This is a genomic window from Aminobacter sp. P4_D5 (assembly GCF_056401815.1).
The window spans coordinates 1-17,293 of the sequence record NZ_JBFUIP010000045.1; the positions used below are offsets into that span (position 1 = coordinate 1).

20 protein-coding genes are annotated in these 17,293 nt (G+C 61.0%); 11 read left to right on the plus strand and 9 right to left on the minus strand.

Features of this window, described 5'->3' with window-relative positions:
* Positions 1–90 precede the first annotated feature (90 nt).
* Together AC1DWF_RS12260 and AC1DWF_RS12265 are read right to left on the minus strand one after the other, a co-directional pair.
* A complete protein-coding gene (locus AC1DWF_RS12260; RefSeq protein WP_476786088.1) occupies positions 91–1,170 on the minus strand; it encodes an alpha/beta hydrolase in 1,080 nt (359 codons plus the stop codon).
* A gap of 179 nt (positions 1,171–1,349) precedes the next feature.
* Positions 1,350–2,807: a TrkH family potassium uptake protein gene (locus AC1DWF_RS12265; protein WP_476786089.1), complete on the minus strand. Its 1,458-nt coding sequence runs from the start codon at positions 2,805–2,807 to the stop codon at positions 1,350–1,352.
* 152 nt (positions 2,808–2,959) lie between these two features.
* Between AC1DWF_RS12265 and ilvA the strand changes: the two genes are divergently transcribed.
* Both ilvA and AC1DWF_RS12275 read left to right on the plus strand, forming a co-directional pair.
* Positions 2,960–4,216 (plus strand): threonine ammonia-lyase IlvA, encoded by a 1,257-nt coding sequence (ilvA, locus tag AC1DWF_RS12270; RefSeq protein WP_476789420.1) that lies wholly within the window; start codon positions 2,960–2,962, stop codon positions 4,214–4,216.
* Positions 4,213–4,752 (plus strand): DUF1697 domain-containing protein, encoded by a 540-nt coding sequence (locus tag AC1DWF_RS12275; protein WP_476789421.1) that lies wholly within the window; start codon positions 4,213–4,215, stop codon positions 4,750–4,752. The genes ilvA and AC1DWF_RS12275 overlap by 4 nt, the downstream gene beginning before the upstream one ends.
* 36 nt (positions 4,753–4,788) lie before the next feature.
* On the opposite strand, the gene gloA is transcribed toward AC1DWF_RS12275, so the two are convergent.
* Positions 4,789–5,229, minus strand: a complete 441-nt coding sequence (gene gloA / locus AC1DWF_RS12280) for a lactoylglutathione lyase (protein WP_476789422.1) — start codon at positions 5,227–5,229, stop codon at positions 4,789–4,791.
* A 259-nt stretch (positions 5,230–5,488) separates the two neighbouring features.
* Here gloA and AC1DWF_RS12285 point away from each other — a divergent pair, with 259 nt between their 5' ends.
* From AC1DWF_RS12285 to AC1DWF_RS12295, 3 genes are read left to right on the plus strand one after another with little or no spacing between them, the layout of a single operon-like run.
* On the plus strand, positions 5,489–6,061 hold the full coding sequence (locus AC1DWF_RS12285) for a cold-shock protein (RefSeq protein WP_476841715.1): 573 nt from the start codon (positions 5,489–5,491) through the stop codon (positions 6,059–6,061).
* Between the two features lie 23 nt (positions 6,062–6,084).
* Positions 6,085–6,600, plus strand: a complete 516-nt coding sequence (locus AC1DWF_RS12290) for a DUF192 domain-containing protein (RefSeq protein WP_476789423.1) — start codon at positions 6,085–6,087, stop codon at positions 6,598–6,600.
* 37 nt (positions 6,601–6,637) lie between these two features.
* Positions 6,638–7,408, plus strand: coding sequence for an alpha/beta fold hydrolase (locus AC1DWF_RS12295; protein WP_476841719.1), 771 nt, complete (start codon positions 6,638–6,640; stop codon positions 7,406–7,408).
* Between the two features lie 4 nt (positions 7,409–7,412).
* Here AC1DWF_RS12295 and AC1DWF_RS12300 read toward each other — a convergent pair whose 3' ends face one another.
* On the minus strand, positions 7,413–8,003 hold the full coding sequence (locus AC1DWF_RS12300; RefSeq protein ID WP_476784795.1) for an HD domain-containing protein: 591 nt from the start codon (positions 8,001–8,003) through the stop codon (positions 7,413–7,415).
* 257 nt (positions 8,004–8,260) lie between these two features.
* On the opposite strand from AC1DWF_RS12300, the gene cysE reads away from it, so the two are divergent.
* Together cysE and AC1DWF_RS12310 are read left to right on the plus strand one after the other, a co-directional pair.
* Positions 8,261–9,109 (plus strand): serine O-acetyltransferase, encoded by an 849-nt coding sequence (gene cysE / locus AC1DWF_RS12305; protein WP_476784793.1) that lies wholly within the window; start codon positions 8,261–8,263, stop codon positions 9,107–9,109.
* 239 nt (positions 9,110–9,348) lie between these two features.
* Positions 9,349–9,552 carry a DUF3126 family protein gene (locus tag AC1DWF_RS12310; protein ID WP_055970710.1) on the plus strand — a complete coding sequence of 68 codons (204 nt, stop codon included), beginning with the start codon at positions 9,349–9,351 and terminating at the stop codon, positions 9,550–9,552.
* Between the two features lie 40 nt (positions 9,553–9,592).
* Here the strand turns inward: AC1DWF_RS12310 and AC1DWF_RS12315 are convergent, their stop codons facing one another.
* Positions 9,593–10,318, minus strand: a complete 726-nt coding sequence (locus tag AC1DWF_RS12315) for a hypothetical protein (RefSeq protein WP_476784792.1) — start codon at positions 10,316–10,318, stop codon at positions 9,593–9,595.
* Between the two features lie 205 nt (positions 10,319–10,523).
* On the opposite strand from AC1DWF_RS12315, the gene AC1DWF_RS12320 reads away from it, so the two are divergent.
* Positions 10,524–11,057 (plus strand): gamma carbonic anhydrase family protein, encoded by a 534-nt coding sequence (locus AC1DWF_RS12320; protein WP_476784797.1) that lies wholly within the window; start codon positions 10,524–10,526, stop codon positions 11,055–11,057.
* Between the two features lie 113 nt (positions 11,058–11,170).
* Here the strand turns inward: AC1DWF_RS12320 and AC1DWF_RS12325 are convergent, their stop codons facing one another.
* The 3 genes from AC1DWF_RS12325 to AC1DWF_RS12335 all read right to left on the minus strand — a co-directional run bounded on the left by AC1DWF_RS12325 (position 11,171) and on the right by AC1DWF_RS12335 (position 13,498).
* Complete coding sequence (locus AC1DWF_RS12325) at positions 11,171–11,776, minus strand: transglutaminase-like cysteine peptidase (RefSeq protein ID WP_476784791.1); 606 nt, start codon at positions 11,774–11,776, stop codon at positions 11,171–11,173.
* A 348-nt stretch (positions 11,777–12,124) separates the two neighbouring features.
* Positions 12,125–12,742 carry a PilZ domain-containing protein gene (locus AC1DWF_RS12330; RefSeq protein WP_476789199.1) on the minus strand — a complete coding sequence of 206 codons (618 nt, stop codon included), beginning with the start codon at positions 12,740–12,742 and terminating at the stop codon, positions 12,125–12,127.
* Between the two features lie 117 nt (positions 12,743–12,859).
* Positions 12,860–13,498 carry a PAS domain-containing protein gene (locus AC1DWF_RS12335; RefSeq protein WP_476784789.1) on the minus strand — a complete coding sequence of 213 codons (639 nt, stop codon included), beginning with the start codon at positions 13,496–13,498 and terminating at the stop codon, positions 12,860–12,862.
* A gap of 375 nt (positions 13,499–13,873) precedes the next feature.
* Here AC1DWF_RS12335 and AC1DWF_RS12340 point away from each other — a divergent pair, with 375 nt between their 5' ends.
* Both AC1DWF_RS12340 and AC1DWF_RS12345 read left to right on the plus strand, forming a co-directional pair.
* A complete protein-coding gene (locus AC1DWF_RS12340) occupies positions 13,874–14,605 on the plus strand; it encodes a rhomboid family intramembrane serine protease (protein ID WP_476789198.1) in 732 nt (243 codons plus the stop codon).
* A 100-nt stretch (positions 14,606–14,705) separates the two neighbouring features.
* Positions 14,706–15,137, plus strand: coding sequence for a CBS domain-containing protein (locus tag AC1DWF_RS12345; protein ID WP_109577325.1), 432 nt, complete (start codon positions 14,706–14,708; stop codon positions 15,135–15,137).
* 51 nt (positions 15,138–15,188) lie between these two features.
* Here AC1DWF_RS12345 and AC1DWF_RS12350 read toward each other — a convergent pair whose 3' ends face one another.
* A complete protein-coding gene (locus AC1DWF_RS12350; protein ID WP_476783976.1) occupies positions 15,189–15,446 on the minus strand; it encodes a YjhX family toxin in 258 nt (85 codons plus the stop codon).
* Positions 15,447–15,788: 342 nt separating this feature from the next.
* On the opposite strand from AC1DWF_RS12350, the gene gatB reads away from it, so the two are divergent.
* Positions 15,789–17,291 carry an Asp-tRNA(Asn)/Glu-tRNA(Gln) amidotransferase subunit GatB gene (gatB, locus tag AC1DWF_RS12355; protein WP_476783975.1) on the plus strand — a complete coding sequence of 501 codons (1,503 nt, stop codon included), beginning with the start codon at positions 15,789–15,791 and terminating at the stop codon, positions 17,289–17,291.
* The last annotated feature ends 2 nt before the right edge of the window (positions 17,292–17,293 follow it).

Sequence of the window (17,293 nt, forward strand, 5' to 3'; positions counted from 1 at the left end):
ATTGATTGACTGCAGTTTCGTTTCGCGGACTGCGAAACGAAAAAGGGGCGCTAGAAGCGCCCCTTTTTCTTGTTCGCTTACCCGTCGGATTTACTGCAGCCCGCCGCCGAGCATGTTGATGCGGTCGGTGACCTCGCGGTCGCTGGCAAAGCCGTCGTCGGCGCGCAGGCGCTGGCCGAGCAGCTTCACCATTTGCGGGTTGTCGGCGAACTTGGTGTGGTTGAAGGAATCGCCGCTCTTGGCGTCGGACAGGTCGACGACGATCACGCCATATTCGGCGAGGTCGGCGGCGTTCTTGTAGTCGCCAAGGCGCGGCTTGGAGCCGGCGATCAGGCCGGACAGCTTGAGCGCGCGGTCGTCGCCCGACGTCATCAGGAAGAACGGCTTGGTCGGCTTGCCGTAGCGGCGCATCTGGCTTTTGAACACGTCGACGTCGATGTCGGGCGAGGCCAGAACGACGTCTCCGAGCTTGCCGCCGAGGTCGCGGTCGCCGGTCAACGCCAACTGGCGCAGCGCTTCCATGGTCACCCACGTGCCCATCGAATGCGCCACGATGTCGATGCGGCGCGCACCCGACTGGGCGAGCATGCGCAGCGTGACCTCAAGCTGGTCGCGCGCGGCCGCCGCACTTTCCTTGTCGTAGACATAGTCGGTCGTGCTGCCGCCCGACGCCCAGGAAAACAGCACCGGCGTGCCGGTGTAGCCCGAGTCATGCGCGATCTGGGTGGCGCGATAGACGCCGGCATCGAAGGAGGTGTTGTAGCCGTGCACGAACAACATGGCGCGACCGCCGCGCGCGGCGATGTCGGCGCTGAGCGCCTTGGAGAATTCGGGCTGCGTCGCATAGCCGGTCGCGTTGGTCGCGGTGAAATATTTGGTCGGATCGGGGTCCTTGCGGTTGCGCAGCTCGATCTGGCCGGTCTTGTGGGTTCTTGGCACGGTGACATCGACACGCGCGAAATTGAGCGTCGCCGAACGGTCACGATCGAAGACCTGCTTGTCGTCAGCAGCGTGTTGACGGGTAGAGGCAACGAAAATCGCATGGTTTCCGGCGATCTCCGACACGGGAACATTGACGACTGCGCCGGTCAACAGCGCACCGGACGGCTGCCCTATGCAACCGGACAGCAGGAGGGCGGCAATGGCTATGCAGAACTTCGACGGCAACAAATTATGATCTCTCTGACGGGCAAGGCGTTCAGTGTGCCACCCTCGGGAGGGTCTGATAGTGGCGGAAGTAAGTCGGGACCAGCCGAAAAGGACAGGTCGGGGAGACATCGCTGGCCGAGTGTTGCTCGAATGCCAAAATTGTGGCGGAAACAAGTACTTCCGTACCTGAGCTCACGAAGTTAGCGACCCCAGAAAGTTGGCGTGAAGATCACCAGAACGGCGAGGATTTCGAGGCGGCCCAAAAGCATCGCAGCTGAGCATATCCACTTGGCGGCATCGGGCAGCGAGGAGAAGTTGCCCATCGGGCCGATGACCGGGCCGAGGCCGGGGCCGACATTGGTCAGCGACGTCAGCGAGCCGGTGACAGCGGTGATGAAATCGAGGCCGGTGGCACTCAAAAGCACGATGGTGATGGCCCACAGAACCATGAAAGAGGCGATGAAGAGCACAACCGCACTTTGCATCTCTGGGGCGACGGTGCGGTCGCCATAGCGTACCGGCGTCACTGTGTTGGGATAGATCAGGCGGCGCAGACCGTTCGAGAGAAGTTCGAACAAGACAAGGAAACGATAGGCCTTGATGCCGCCGGTGGTCGAGCCCGAGCAGCCGCCGAGGAAGGTGGCGACAAAGATGCAGCCGATGGCGAATGGCCCCCACAGGCTGTAGTCGTCGCTGGCAAAGCCTGCGGTGGTGATGATCGACATCAGATTGAAGGTCGAATGGGTAAGGGCAGTGAAGAACGGCATGCCCATGCTGACGCGGAGATAGACCGCCACAGCCACCGCAAAGACGATGCAGTAGCCTGCATAGACGCGGATTTGCGGATCGCGCAGCGCGTCGAGGCGTCCGCGCACGGCAAACAGGATCATGATCGAGAACGGCAAGCCGCCGATGAACATGAAGACGATGCCGGTCCACAGGATGGCGGGGTTGTCGGCATAGCGCACGAAAGAGGTGTCGTGGGTGGAAAAGCCGCCCGTCGCCACTGTCGACATGGCGTGATTGATGGCGTGGAAGCCTTCCATGCCGGCCGCGGTGTAGGAGATGGTGCAGGCGACGACCAGCACCGTGTAGATGCCGATCAGGCTGACGGTGAAGGTGTGGAAGCGTTCGAACGGGCGGTCCTCGATGTCGGAGGATTCGATCTTGAAATAGGACACGCCGCCGATGTTGAGGAACGGCAACAGGAACAGGCCGAGCGCGATGACACCGAGGCCGCCCATGAAGCTGAGCAGCGAACGCCAGATCAGGATGCCGGGCGGTGCCGTGTCGAGGCCGTTGATCACCGTGGAGCCGGTGGTGGTGACGCCCGACACCGATTCGAAGAAGGCGTCGGTGATGCTGAGATCCAGCGACGAGGTCATGAACGGCACCGCACCGGCGATCGCCAGCGTGATCCACAAGAAGTTGACCAGGAGGAAACCGAAGCGGGTGTTGGCCGGTGGCACGCGCCCTTGCGTGGCGAGTGCCACCGCTAGAGCCAGGCCGCCCATGAACATCGCGGTAAAGGCAAAGGACTGCCAGTCGTCATGGCCGTAGTAGAGATCGACGGCCGCCGGGATGAGCATCGCCACGGACAGGTAGATGGCAAAGACGGCCGCGATGTGGATCGCGGCGCGGACGGCAATTCTGTTCACCGAGACGTATCCCCAAATGTATCGCGGCGAGCCAATGAGCCGGTTTGAACCTGACGGCGGGAGCCGGACAGTGGCTTCGCCGCGCCGAATATGCAATAGCGCGTCCAAACGGGCCACAGCATTTGCCCGGCGGATTTCAGGAGCCTTTGCCCATGACCAGTTTTGCCGAAAGGGTTTCGCTGGCAGCCGAAGCGGTGAGGCAGTTGTTTCCTGAGACACCCTTGCAGGAGAACGACTATCTCTCCCGCAAGACTGGCGCGCGCGTGCTTTTGAAGCGCGAAGACCTGACGCCGGTCCGCTCCTACAAGATTCGTGGCGCGCTCAATTTCTTCCGCAAGACCCTTGCCGCCGGCAACGAGGCGGAGTTGTTCGTCTGCGCCTCGGCCGGCAATCACGCCCAGGGGTTTGCCTTCGTTTGCCGCCATTTCGGCAAGAAGGGCGTGGTGTTCATGCCGGTGACGACGCCGCAGCAGAAGATCGACAAGACCCGGCTGTTCGGCGGCGAGTTCGTCGAGATCAAGCTGGTCGGCGACTTCTTCGACGACTGCTACCGCGCTGCAATCGAATTCGCCGAGAGTTCCAGCGGGCACATGGTGCCTCCTTTCGACCACAAGGACATCATCGAAGGCCAGGCGACGGTCGCCCTGGAGATCGCCGGCCAGATGCCGCACGGGCGCATGCCCGACATGGTGCTTCTACCGGTCGGCGGCGGCGGATTGTCGGCGGGTGTGACGCGCTACTTCGCTGAGACGGGCAATGCGCCGCGCTTCGTCTTTTGCGAACCGGCTGGCGCCCCCAGCCTGCGCGACAGCCTCGCCACCGGCAAGCGGATGAAGCTCGCCAAGGTCGACAATTTTGTCGATGGCGCTGCCGTCGCCGAAATCGGCCGCGAACCGCTCAAGTATCTCAAGGATTTTCCCGCCGACGCGGTTAAGCTGGTCCCGGAAAACCGGCTCTGCGCCACAATGATCGAGATGCTGAATGTCGAGGGCGTGGTTTTGGAGCCAGCCGGCGCGCTAGCGATCGACGCGCTCAAGGATTTTTCCAAGAAGGAGTTAAAGGGCAAGACCATCGTTGCGGTGGTTTCAGGCGGCAATTTCGACTTCGAGCGCCTGCCCGACGTCAAGGAGCGCGCCTTGCGCTTCGAGGGGCTGAAGAAGTATTTCATCATCCGCTTTCCGCAGCGGCCGGGCGCGCTGCGCGACTTCCTCGAAATCATGGGCCCCGAAGACGACATCACGCGTTTCGAGTACCTCAAGAAATCGGCGCGCAATTTTGGTTCGGTGCTGATCGGGATCGAGACCAAGGACCGGCGTAATTTCGACCTGCTTCGGGCGCGCTTCGACGTCGAGGGCGTGCAATATCAGGACATCACCGACAACGAAACGCTGGCCGGCTTCATCATATGAGCGTGTTCGTCGCGCTGTTTTCAGGCATCAATGTCGGCGGCAACCGCATCGTCAAGATGGCCGAACTCCGGGCCTTCTTCGAAGAGCTCGGCTTTGCCGATGTCGCAAGTTACATTCAAAGCGGCAATGTCGTGTTCAAGGCCGATGCCACTGATGCGACGGCGCTAACCGCAACAATCGAAGCGGCATTCGAAACGCGCTGGGGCTTTCGCTCGCGCATCATGGTGCGCGATCTCGGCTGGTATGAGAGGCTTGTGGCGGAAAATCCCTATCCCGATGTCGCGGACGACCACAAGAAACTGCACGCTTATACGCTGGAGCGCGCTCCGGTTCCGGCCGAGATTGCGCCGCTGGCCGAGCGCAACGCCGGTCCTGAAAGCTTCGAGGTCAAGGGCGACGTCCTTTATCTTCACGCGCCCGAGGGATTGGGCAAGTCGAAATTCGCCGAAATTCTGCCGCGTACCCTCAAAGTGCCGGGCACGGCGCGCAACTGGCGCACCGTGCTGACTTTGCTTGAGATGGCCAGAAAAGCCTGAGGGCTTTCTTTGCCTGCGCATCGTGCTTTCTGAAGGTTACCAGCTGCCGGTATTCGGCATGGACAACCACGGCTCTGCCGGCGCCTTGCGCTCACCCTTCTGCAGCAGCTCGATCGAGATGCCGTCGGGCGACTTGATGAAGGCCATGTTGCCGTCGCGCGGCGGGCGGTTGATGGTCACGCCCTTGTTCATCAGGTCCTGGCAGGTGGCGTAGATGTCGTCGACCTCATAGGCAAGGTGGCCGAAATTGCGGCCACCCTGATAGTCTTCCGTGTCCCAGTTGAAGGTCAATTCAAGCAGCGGCGTCTGGCGCTCGCTGCCGGCACCCACGTCTTCGGAGGCGGCGAGGAAGATCAGCGTGTAGCGGCCCTTCTCGTTGGTGGAGCGACGGATCTCCTTCATGCCAAACTTGGTGCAATAGAAGTCCAAAGAGGCGTCGACGTCTTTGACGCGGACCATGGTGTGGAGATAGCGCATCGCTTTTCCTCGGCTTTGTGGGTTCGAGTTCATGGGGTTCGCCGATACATAGGGCGGGCGCCACGCGCTCGGCAACCGCCATAGCGACTTTTGTGCGGAACTGGTGCGAAGCTTGTGCCTATCTCGGGACCAAGTCGAAAAATGGCGGAACGGCCCTTGCGTAAGTCCAAAGTGGAAGTGTTAATCTTATCTCAAGAATCAGTAATGGCGTTTGCAAGGAAAAGGGGGCGTTCTTATGGGGGAAAAGGCCTCTCTCGTGATGCAGAATGGCACTGGCCGCGATGCATTTGAACACGATGACAGCGTCGATGGCGTTGGTCTGGTCGAAATTTCCGGCGCCATCAAATGGTTCGACGTGGCCAAGGGCTACGGCTTCATTCTCCCCGACAGCGGTGTTGGAAGCGACGTGCTGCTGCATGTCACCTGCCTGCGTCGTGACGGTTTCCAGACAGCACTCGAAGGTGCTCGCGTCGTTTGCCTGGTAAAGCAGGGCGACCGTGGCCTGCAGGCCTTCCGCGTGCTTTCCATCGACAATTCGACAGCAGTGCATCCCGCCGAAATGCAGGAGCAGCGCACCCATGTCGCGGTGACCGCGGAAAGCGGTCTCGAGCGCGCGCTGGTCAAGTGGTTCAACCGCACCAAGGGCTTTGGTTTCCTGACGCGCGGTGAAGGCACCGAGGACATTTTTGTCCACATGGRAACGCTGCGCCGCTTCGGCGTCACCGAGCTTCGGCCCGGCCAGGTGGTGCTGGTTCGTTTCGGCAAAGGCGACAAAGGCCTTATGGCTGCCGAAATTCACCCTGATTTAGGCACCTTGCCGGTCTCGCACTAGGTCGAGACCGCCGCGGGGATTTTATGACCTTACGCAAATTTTTGATCGCCGGAGCGCTCGGTGCCGCATTGCTTGCGGTGCCGGCTTTGGTCGTTTCGCTCGCCCTCACGGCACCGAGCATGGCGCAAGAGGCGATGGCCCTGCCGGTCGATGCCGATCCGCTGATCGCGGTGACCGCCATGGGCGAGGTGCCGTTCCGCATCGAGATTGCCGACGAGCCGGGCGAACGCGCCATGGGGCTGATGTTCCGCAAGGATCTCGCCGACGACCAGGGCATGCTTTTCGTGTTCGAACAGACCCAGCCGGTCGGCTTTTGGATGAAGAACACGCCGCTGCCGCTCGACCTTGTCTTTGCCGGTCTCGATGGCAAGGTTCTCGACGTGCTGCCGGGCACGCCGTTTTCAGAGGCGGTAATAGCACCGGAAGAGCCGGCGCGTTTCGTGCTCGAACTCAAGGCTGGCACGGCAGCCAAGACGGGCATCGCCAAGGGCGTCACGCTCAAGCACCGGGCGATCACCGCAGTCGACGGCAATCCCTGAGGCTTTCGGGCCACGATCAAACGGAGCGACGATGGCTATCGATCACTTTTCCCATGAGGGCTTCGACCTGGCGTTTCTCGATCTGCCGCCGACCGGCGCGGGAAGCGGAGAGCCGGTCTTGATGATCCATGGCTTTGCCTCCAGCCACTTCGTCAACTGGGTGTCGCCGGGCTGGTTCAAGACGCTGAGCGAGGCGGGCTACCGCGCCATCGCCTTCGACCACCGTGGCCATGGCGGCTCGTCGAAGAGCTATGACGAGGCCGACTACACGCCAAGCAAGATGGCCGGCGACGCGCTCGCGCTGCTCGACCATCTCGGCATCGAGCGCGCCCATGTCATGGGTTATTCGATGGGCGCCCGCGTTTCGGCATTCTTGGCGCTGGAAGCACCCGAACGGGTGGCAACACTGGTGTTCGGCGGACTTGGCATCGGCATGGTCGACGGCGTTGGCGATTGGGACCCGATCGCTTCGGCGCTCTTGGCGGAAGACCCTTCGACGACCAMGCAGCCGCGCGCGAAAACGTTCCGCGCCTTTGCCGACCAGACGCGCAGCGACCGCCGGGCGCTTGCCGCCTGCATTTCCACTTCGCGCGAACTGGTGAGCGACAACGATATCAGGCGGATCATGCAACCGACCTTAGTTGCCGTTGGCACCAAGGACGATATCGCTGGCTCGCCAAGCGAACTCGCCCGGTTGATGCCGCATGGCGAAAGCTTCGACATCGAGGGCCGCGACCACATGCTGGCCGTCGGCGACAAGGCTTTTAAGAAGCGCGTGCTCGAGTTTCTGGCCGAACACCCGATCTGAGTCTCTAATCGTCAAGTCTCGCCAGCGAGCGTTCCATGTTGGCCCGGGCCTGGGTTTCGAAGCGCGATACAAAAACGTCGGTGTGGAAGATGCGTGGCCGCGCGAGGAAGTTGCGCAGCACCGCACCGCGTCCGGCGCGCCAGTCGGCATCGCTGACCCAGCCATATTCGCGCCTGACGGCGTCTTCGTAAGCGTCAAAGGCTTTTGCCGGTGCGCCGAGGATCGACAGATCCATGTCGAGCAGCAGGGCGGCATCGTTGTTCGCCGCCGCGTCGTCGAAATCAGGGACCTCGTGCGTGGCGGTCGCTTCGATCATCTTGACGAGGCGGGCGAGGTGAAGGGCGTCGATCTGCCCTTGGAGCTTGTCGGCGGCAAGGGCGGCACTTAGCGCCTCATTGTCTTTGCGGCGGCTGTCATAGATCGCATCGTGGAACCAGATCGCAGCCTCGATGGCCTCAGGATCGTTCAGCTCGGCGCGATATTCGTCGGCCAGCGCCAAAAGCGCTTCGATGTGGCGGATCCCGTGATAATGCCGGTCGTCGGCTTGATAAAGCTTCGTCAGCTCCGTCTTGGTGGCGTGGTCAATCAGAGACATATCACCGCCTTTTGAACACAGATTTGCGCCGGTCGGCCTGGGTGAACGCGTTCTCGAGCGCCGGGCGGATGATGACGATGGCCGCCTCGCCGTCGCGCATCGTCTCCAGCAAGGGTTCAGTTTCCATGACGCCTTGAATATCCGCGAACCAAATCCACTTGAACGAGCACTAAGGAAAATTGAGTTCATTCGTGCTAATATCTGGCTTATATGTCCCGCGCGGGATTGCACAAGCCGGCAGTGAACGGAGACCGTCGATGAACACCATATCCGCTGCGCGCCACGGCTCATTGAAGCCGGTCGACCCGATCTGGAAGTCGGTACGCGACGAAGCGGCAGACGCTGTGGCGGGCGATCCGCTGCTGGCGGCATTCCTCTATGCCACGATCCTCAACCAGGACACGCTGGAAGAGGCAGTGATCCATCGCCTGGCCGAGCGGCTGGCGCATCAGGATCTCGGCGCCGACCTCATTCGCCAGACCTTTTACGCGATGCTCGAAGATAGTCCGGACTGGAGCGATACGGTGCGCACCGACATCCAGGCCTATTACGACCGCGACCCGGCCTGCGACCGCTACCTGATGCCGGTGCTTTATTTCAAAGGCTTCCATGCCATCCAGACACACCGGCTGGCGCACTGGCTGTTGAACCGTGGCCGCAAGGATTTCGCGCTCTATCTGCAGAGCCGCTCGTCATCGGTGTTCCAGACCGACATCAATCCGGCCGCACGCATGGGCAAGGGCATCTTCATCGACCACGCCACCGGCCTGGTTGTCGGCGAAACCGCTGTCATCGAAGACGACGTTTCGATCCTGCACGGCGTGACGCTGGGTGGAACCGGTAAAGCAGGCGGCGATCGCCACCCCAAGATTCGTTACGGCGTGCTGATCGGCGCAGGCGCCAAGATCCTCGGCAACATCGAGGTCGGCCATTGCTCGAAGATCGCCGCCGGTTCGGTGGTGCTGTCGCCCGTCCCGCACAACAAGACAGTGGCTGGGGTTCCGGCGCGTGTTGTCGGCGAAACCGGCTGCGACCGTCCGTCGAGCCAGATGGACCAGTTGCTGCCGTCGCAGACAATGGATCACGTCGTCAGCTTCGATATTTGAAGCGGGCAAGCACCGGCATCCTGGTGTCTGGGATGCCTGTGTGAATTGCACGGGGTAAGCCGAGCCTTGCCTTTACATGGCCATGCTTGGCGTGTCAGAAGCGCGTCTCTAAACGCGTCGGGCCGAAAATCGGGTCTGGTTTTCGGGCAAAGCACGATGCGCAGTCATTGCAATGTGGAACGTCCCAAGCGCGTCGGAACGGACGCATGACGCTCCTAGCCACAAGCCGGAGAAAACAGTTGAAGCCGGAAGAAATCAGAAAACTCGACGCCTATTTCAAGCGCCAGTTCCAGAACCCCACGCTTCAGGTCAAGGCGCGTCCTCGCAAGGACGACTCGGCCGAGGTCTATATCGGCGACGAATTCCTCGGCATCGTTTTCAAGGACGAGGATGACGGCGACTACAATTTCTCGATGGCGATTCTCGACATCGATCTGGCCTGATTTTGATCAAGCCTGACGCCGCGCGGCTTGTCGCGTGGCGTCATTTGACGTGCAACAAGGCATTCGTCTTGGCGATAACCGCCCGATCCAGCGCACGCCACTCTCCCAGAAGCTCCCTAGGAAATCTGTAGGTCAGGCTCAGATCCTTGCCAACGAAGACGTCGCGTTCGCACGGCGCGAGCGATTGTTCTGCCTCTTCACCATTGAGGCAGCGGGCAACAAAAGCCGGCTCGCCGGCGCGTGTCGCAACCGCCAGCACCTCGTTGAGATAGCCGGAGTTTTCCCTGAAGCCGTAAAGCGTCATGCCTTCAGGCCCGGGAACGCCTGGCTTGACCGTCAGTGCATTGTAGATGGGGGTGAGGCGGCCGCTCATGTCGCGCGTCATCATGCGCGGCTCGAGGCCCAGGAAGATGATGCGTTTGTTGCCGTCGGTATTGTTGAAGGCAGCACGCGCCGCCTCGCTATAGCCGTCCATCTCAGGCCAGCGCAGATAGAGGTCGAGCCGGCTGGCGATGCCGTTGTGACGGGCCTTTTCGAAACGGATCATGTTGGAGGGGACCGCGATGACATCGTTGCCGATGACGACCTCGTGCGGTGTGATGTCGTCGGTATAGCCGGCGAGCGCGATGGTGTGCCCGAACCAGCGGCCACCGAGGCTGATCGCCACCGAGAGAACGGCAAGTACGGCGAAACCGTAGAAGACCTTCATCATCAGCGCCGAATTGACAACGTCAAAGCCGGAGCTGTCAGTCGCCTCTTGCTTCATCTGTTGTCTCCAGGGTCGCCGGCGGCTCGTATGGTCGAGCATCGGATTTCCGCAATCGCCGCGCGTTGCGCAGCAGGTGCTCCAGGGAACCGATATGGGGCGACATTGCGCGCGCATGGTTAATGCTGCGTTAAAGGCGCGTCGCGCTTGCCTTGCTGGCGACCGCTACATAGTTTGCCCGCGACGCGCACAGGAAGGAAAGATGATGCCGCTTTACGCTCTCGATGGGGTTGAACCGCAGTTCGAGGACCGCGACAGCAACTGGATCGCACCAGACGCTGCCGTTGTCGGCGACGTCAGGATCGGACGTGATGTCGGCATCTGGTTTGGGGCTGCGATCCGCGGCGATCGCGAGCCGATCACCATCGGTGCGCGCTCCAATGTCCAGGAGCACACGGTGATGCACACCGATCCGGGCTTTCCGCTTGATATCGGCGAGGGATGCACCATCGGCCACCGCGCCATCCTGCATGGCTGCACGGTTGGCGACAATTCGCTGATCGGTATGGGGGCGATCGTGCTCAATGGCGCCAAGATCGGCAGGAACTGCCTTGTCGGTGCCGGCGCTCTGGTGACCGAAGGCAAGGAATTCCCAGACAATTCGCTGATCGTCGGGTCGCCCGCCAAGGCCATCCGCACCCTCGACGACGCCGCAGCCCAGCGGCTGCGCAAATCGGCTGATCATTATGTCGCCAACCAGCGCAGGTTTCGCGCCGGATTGGTGAAGGTCGCCGATTAAGAACAAGGCATCCGCCCAAAAAGGCGGAGCCGGCCCGGGGAAATGGGCCGGCTCCTAGACCCGGTCGTTGGGGACGGGGAGGGTGGGACGCGACCGGGTTTTTCCGCTGAAGCCTAGCGGACCGACGCGACTGCGTCGGCGCGGCCGTCATTGATGCCAATCCAGACCCCTGAATTCTGCTCCGACTGGCGCTTCAGATAGGTGTATTCGGTCTCATTCCAGGCTAGGACGCGTGTGTCGAGATTGTCCAAAATGTATTCGCCGAGGCTGGTGCGCACGGTCAGGACCGCGTGGCCTTCGCCATTTGGCTGACGAACCACCGTCATCAGCAGGGCGCCGGCCGGCACGCCGAGCTGCATCAGCTTGCGCCGCTTTTCCATGGCATAGTCTTCGCAGTCGCCAACGCCATTGTCGGGATAGGACCAATATTCTTCCTGGCCCCAGGCTTCCATATCGGTGCGCGGCGCAACAGCGGTGTTGACCTCGTTGTTGATGGCGATCATTGCCTTCCACAGCGTACGGGTCAGTTCGACCGGAGCCTTGCTCGCCGTCTTTTCATTGCATTCGATCGGCGAACGCTTGCACAGCTCGTAGTGGCCGATAGGCTGCGTCGTGCGGCCATTGGTCTTCATGACGGTCGGGGCAGCAAGGGCACTGCCCAAGGTGCCAGCCTGAAGTGCTGCAGCCAGAACCAACAGCCATCCCCGACGCTTGATCATTTTGTAGTCTCCTTGTTGAGGGAGACAATGACAGGCGCGGATTTATTTCACGCAAAGTAACGCAGTAGATGTTGAGTAAAAACAAGAGAGAACTCTCGTAAACAAAGAATAGAATAAGAATAAAATTTGCAGAAAATTTGATTACAATTTTATCGATCGGGGCGACGCCGGGCTATGATTGGCCGCTGCGCGCAAGCTGTGCCGAAATGGCATTGCGGTGCTAGGCCGAAATGCATGTTCGCCTATCGGTGTGGAATGGAGCGGCTCCTGGAAAGCAAGAAGGCCGGCGTCCATGAGGAAGCCAGCCTTCATGCTTGGTATCTGGGGATGTGGGCGGTAGCCCGACCGTCAGGTGCGCGGGCGATTGAACTCTGTGTCGAGCGAGTCGGGCCGCTGGATGACGGCGAATTCGACAGCGACGCCGTCTTCGAAGTGACGCACGACCTGACCGCGCATGGTGCCGAGCGTGACCTGCACGCCGATCGCCGGCTTGACCTCGATCTCGAGGGCGGCACCAGAAAGCGACAGGTCGATGATCCGGCAGGGATATTGCCGGCCGTCGATGAGCTGCAAGACGTTGATCGGGTTGCGCGGCGCGACACGCTCGTGGCGGCGGTCCTCGGGCAGGTCGAGTTCGTGCTTATTGGCAAGCCAGGTGAGCTGGGCGGCCAGCTTGTCCTTCTTGCGTTCGGAAGCGATGACCGTCATGGCAAAGCCATCCGGCAAGGTGCGGGTGATGACGCCTTCGATGCGTCCGATGTGATCGATATAGGCGATCACCTTTTCGCCTGCGGCACCCGAGCGATCGGTGCGAAAAGCGACATTGCCGGGCGACATATCGACCACCTGGCCGGCATGCTCGGTGCGATCCTCAAGCATGAAACGGCCGTAGATCTTCACCCGGACGCGCTGGAAGTTGCGCCGTTCCGCCCGTGACGGCGCGTAGTCAATCGCCGCTGGCCTCATGGTACCCTCATATCTGTCAACTCCCAACGAACCGCATCGGGGAGCTATTGCGGAAAAATACCGCCAGAGAGGTTAATAAAACGCGTAGGCGCTGCCCTTGCGGGAGGTGTGCGGGCGCTATTCTTCGCGCCCACCTTCAAGGACGAAAAGGTGGCGAATGCGGCGTGCGCCATCGAGCGGGTTCGGGCCGCCCTCCACGGCTGAATCGCTTGGTGCGAGCGAAGGCACCGTGACGGCTGGGCGGTTCCTGAGGAACATCGGCTCAAGGTCTGGGTCGACGACACGCACGCTGTCGATCGTTGCGTCGGTGAGCGGGTCGGAACCGAGCCAGAACGGCCGGTCGACACTCGACAGCACGCCCAGGCTGCGCGGGTTTTCGATGCCGCCGTCGAGCGGCAGGAGCAGCATTTCGAAGGTTGTTGCCCGCAGGCTCGCGGTGAAGCCCTCGAAATTGATGACGACCACCGACTTCTGCTGGAACACGCCATAGGCGAGGCGGGCCATCAGCCGCTGGTCCTTCTGGCGCCACAGCGAGGGAAACGAAAACCCCTTGAGCTCGCGGCCGAAGGTAGCGCACAGCCGGGTGCCGGCGAGGCGGAAGACCGCTTCGCCACGGGTGTCGCGCTCGAGTATGAAAGTGTCAGCAAGCAGCGCCTTGATATCGGCCGGCTCGACTTCCGTGCGTTTGGGCGCGGGTCGGCCGTCGCGAAGGCGGTTCCAGTATTGGAACAGTGCCAGCGATCCTTTCTGTTTCATATTGCTCCGCTCCGAGCGCTTCTGTGCCTGATGTCCCATCGTTGGACAGAATCGCTTCAATCTTGAGGACTACATGAGGCGCGGAGCAGGACGCGTGCCAGTCTCAGTAACAGTTGTTAACGGGTCGGGGACGTTAAGGTTAACAAAGGGTTTACGTTGCCGCCGGAAAAGATCCATGGCACGTTCAAGTCACTCCAGAAGTGGCCGCTCAGGCGGCCGGCAGCACTTCAGTCAGAGTTTTTTGGGGAACGGGCAGGGGGGCTCGACCAGCCGTCCAGGGGAAACCCTGGACGGCTTTCTTTTTTGCGCTTTCAGCCGGGCTGTTCTAGATGGGGGCCGGGCGTCATCCGCCCGCGACAACCGGATCAGAAGCGCATGAGCGAACCAGCAAGCCCGAGCGAAAATGCTGAAATCGTCGAGAACGAGCCGCAGCGGCGCGAGCCGATGTTCAACCTGCCGCCCATTGTCATCGCGATTATCGGCGCATGTGTCGTCGTCCATTTGATGCGCGAATACGTTCTCAGCCCCGACCAGGATTTTGCGCTGCTCCTTCGTGCCGCCTTCATCCCCATTCGCTATTCCGGGCAGTACGATCTCGACATCTGGGCCTTCACAAGCCCGCTGACCTACGCCTTCCTGCATGGCGGCTTCGCCCATCTGTTCATCAACATGGTATGGCTCGCCGCCTTCGGCTCGCCGCTGGCCAACCGGCTGGGCGTGCTGCGCTTCTCGCTGTTTTTCGCGGTCACTTCGCTTGCGGCGGTAGCGCTGCATTATGTGCTGCATTCAATGGACCAGGCCCCGCTGGTCGGCGCGTCGGGCGCGATTTCGGGCATGATGGGTGCTGCCGCGCGCTTCAGCTTCCAGATCGACCGCTCGCAAGGCAAGCCTGCCTTCGCCGGCGCGCCGCTGCCGATCCGCGACGTCTTCCGCTCGCGCACGGCGATGACTTTCCTTGGTGTGTGGATGATCATCAACCTGGTGACCGGAGTGGTCGGATTTACCCCTGGCGTTGAAAACCAGATCGCCTGGGAGGCCCATATCGGTGGTTTCCTGGCCGGCTTTTTGGGCATCAGGTTCTTCGACCGCAGGAACGAATACGCCTGAGCGCGTTTTACTTGAAAAGCTGCCTAATGCAGCGCACGATGCATTTGGCCCGAGGGCCATACGGAGTGAATTGACTGACCGATAGCAGCAGGAGAACCCGATGACAGTGAAGGCAATTCTTGAGAAGAAGGGCCACGACGTTTTTACCATTGGGCCCAATGTGCAGCTGTCGGAAGCGGTTCGGATTCTTGCCGAACACCGCATCGGTGCCCTCGTCGTCACCAATGGCGACCGCAAGATCGTGGGCATCCTGTCTGAACGCGACGTTGTTCGCATCATCGGCAAGGACGGTGGTGCCGCGCTCGAAAAGACGGTGCGCGAGGTGATGACCCCCAAGGTCAAGATCTGCAACGAAAACCACACGGTCAACCAGGTCATGGAGATCATGACCAACGGCCGCTTCCGCCATCTGCCTGTCGAGCGCGACGGCTATCTCTATGGGATCGTGTCGATCGGCGACGTCGTCAAGCGCCGCATCGAGGATGTCGAGCGCGAGGCCGAGGAGATCAAGGCCTATATCGCGACGGCTTGAGGCCGTTAGCTAAGCGCCGGATCCGCTTACGCGGATCCGGCATGATCTGCATCATCTGTTGTCGAGTTCGGGACGGACAAGTTTCAGTCCTACCCTGGTAATGCGGTAGGGGCCGCCTTGCGACGAGGCGACTGCCTTCCTTCGCCGTAGCTTCCTGAAAAGTTCGAGATCGAAATCCGTATATTGCCAGCCCTCGCGGGTGAGGCAGATCACGGCTTCGATCTTGTTGCTGTCGTCTTTTTCGATTTCGATCCGCCCGCCCTGGGCGAGCAGGTGCAGGATGCGCTGCTCTATGCGCGATATGTTCATTGGTTGATGAGTCCTGGAAAACCAGGCCGAACAGCCTACTGACTGAACAGCCAAAACAAAAAGCCGCAGCCACGATTGCTCGCAGCACGGTGGTTTCTGGTTTTCATGCCCCGCCTTCAGGAGAAGGTCGGGGCTTTAGCGGGACTCAAACGAGTTGAACATCCAAACTCCATCGGGATGGGACCGATATAGGATAGTCTGTTCGAAAGTGCCAGAGATCGCGGCTTGAGCGCGCATTTCCAACGCGACGGTTGCAACAAGGCAACGATTGATCTAGCGAAACGGTACGATTTGTCGTTCGCCAGAAGGCGACAAAACAGACACGGACGTATTCGGATTACCATGACCCTGATCGACACCCGCACGCCCGACGCCAAGCGCTTCATCCCCGGTGCCACCGGTGACTGGGAAGTCATCATCGGCCTCGAGGTTCATGCCCAGGTGACGTCGGAAGCAAAGCTGTTCTCCGGCGCCTCGACCGCCTTCGGCGCCGAGCCCAATGCCAATGTCAGTCTTGTCGACGCGGCGATGCCCGGCATGCTGCCCGTCATCAACGAGGAATGCGTCAAGCAGGCGATCCGCACCGGCCTCGGCCTCAAGGCGCAGATCAACCACAAGTCTGTCTTTGACCGGAAAAACTATTTCTATCCCGACCTGCCGCAGGGCTACCAGATTTCGCAGTTCAAGCAGCCGATCGTCGGCGAGGGCAAGATCACCATTTCGGTCGGTCCCGACCGCAAGGGCGAGTTCGAGGACATCGAAGTCGGCATCGAGCGCCTGCATCTCGAACAGGACGCCGGCAAGTCGATTCACGATCAGCATCCGACAATGTCTTATGTCGACCTCAACCGCTCGGGCGTGGCGCTGATGGAGATCGTCTCCAAGCCCGACATGCGCTCGTCGGACGAGGCCAAGGCCTATGTCACCAAGCTGCGCACCATCGTGCGTTATCTCGGTACTTGCGACGGCAACATGGACGAGGGCTCGATGCGCGCCGACGTCAATGTGTCCGTGCGCCGTCCGGGCGGCGAATTCGGCACGCGCTGCGAGATCAAGAACGTCAACTCGATCCGCTTCGTTGGCCAGGCCATCGAATATGAGGCGCGGCGCCAGATCGCCATCATCGAAGATGGTGGCAAGATCGATCAGGAGACCCGCCTGTTCGATCCCAGCAAGGGCGAGACGCGCGCGATGCGTTCCAAGGAAGAAGCGCACGACTACCGCTACTTCCCCGATCCGGACCTTCTGCCGCTTGAATTCGACCAGGCCTATGTCGATGCGCTAGCCAAGGACCTGCCGGAACTACCAGACGACAAGAAGGCGCGGCTGGTCAACAGCCTCGGCCTGTCCGTCTACGACGCCTCGATCCTGGTCTCGGAAAAGGCGATCGCCGACTATTTCGAGAAAGTGGCCGCTGGCCGCGACGGCAAGCTTGCCGCCAACTGGGTCATCAACGACCTGCTCGGCGCCTTGAACAAGGCTGGCAAGGACATTGAAAACGCTCCAGTAACGCCCGATCAGCTGGGGGCCGTGATCGACCTGATCAAGGAAGGCACGATTTCCGGCAAGATCGCAAAGGACCTGTTCGAGATCATCTGGAATGAGGGTGGCGACCCGCGTGAGCTGGTCGAAAGCCGTGGCATGAAGCAGGTGACCGACACCGGCGCCATCGAAAAGGCGGTCGACGATGTCATCGCCGCCAACCCCGACAAAGCCGAACAGGCCCGCGCCAAGCCGACAATGGCCGGCTGGTTCGTCGGCCAGGTGATGAAGATGACGGGTGGCAAGGCCAATCCGCAGGCCGTCAACGACCTGGTCAAGGCCAAGATCGGCATCGAGGAATAAAG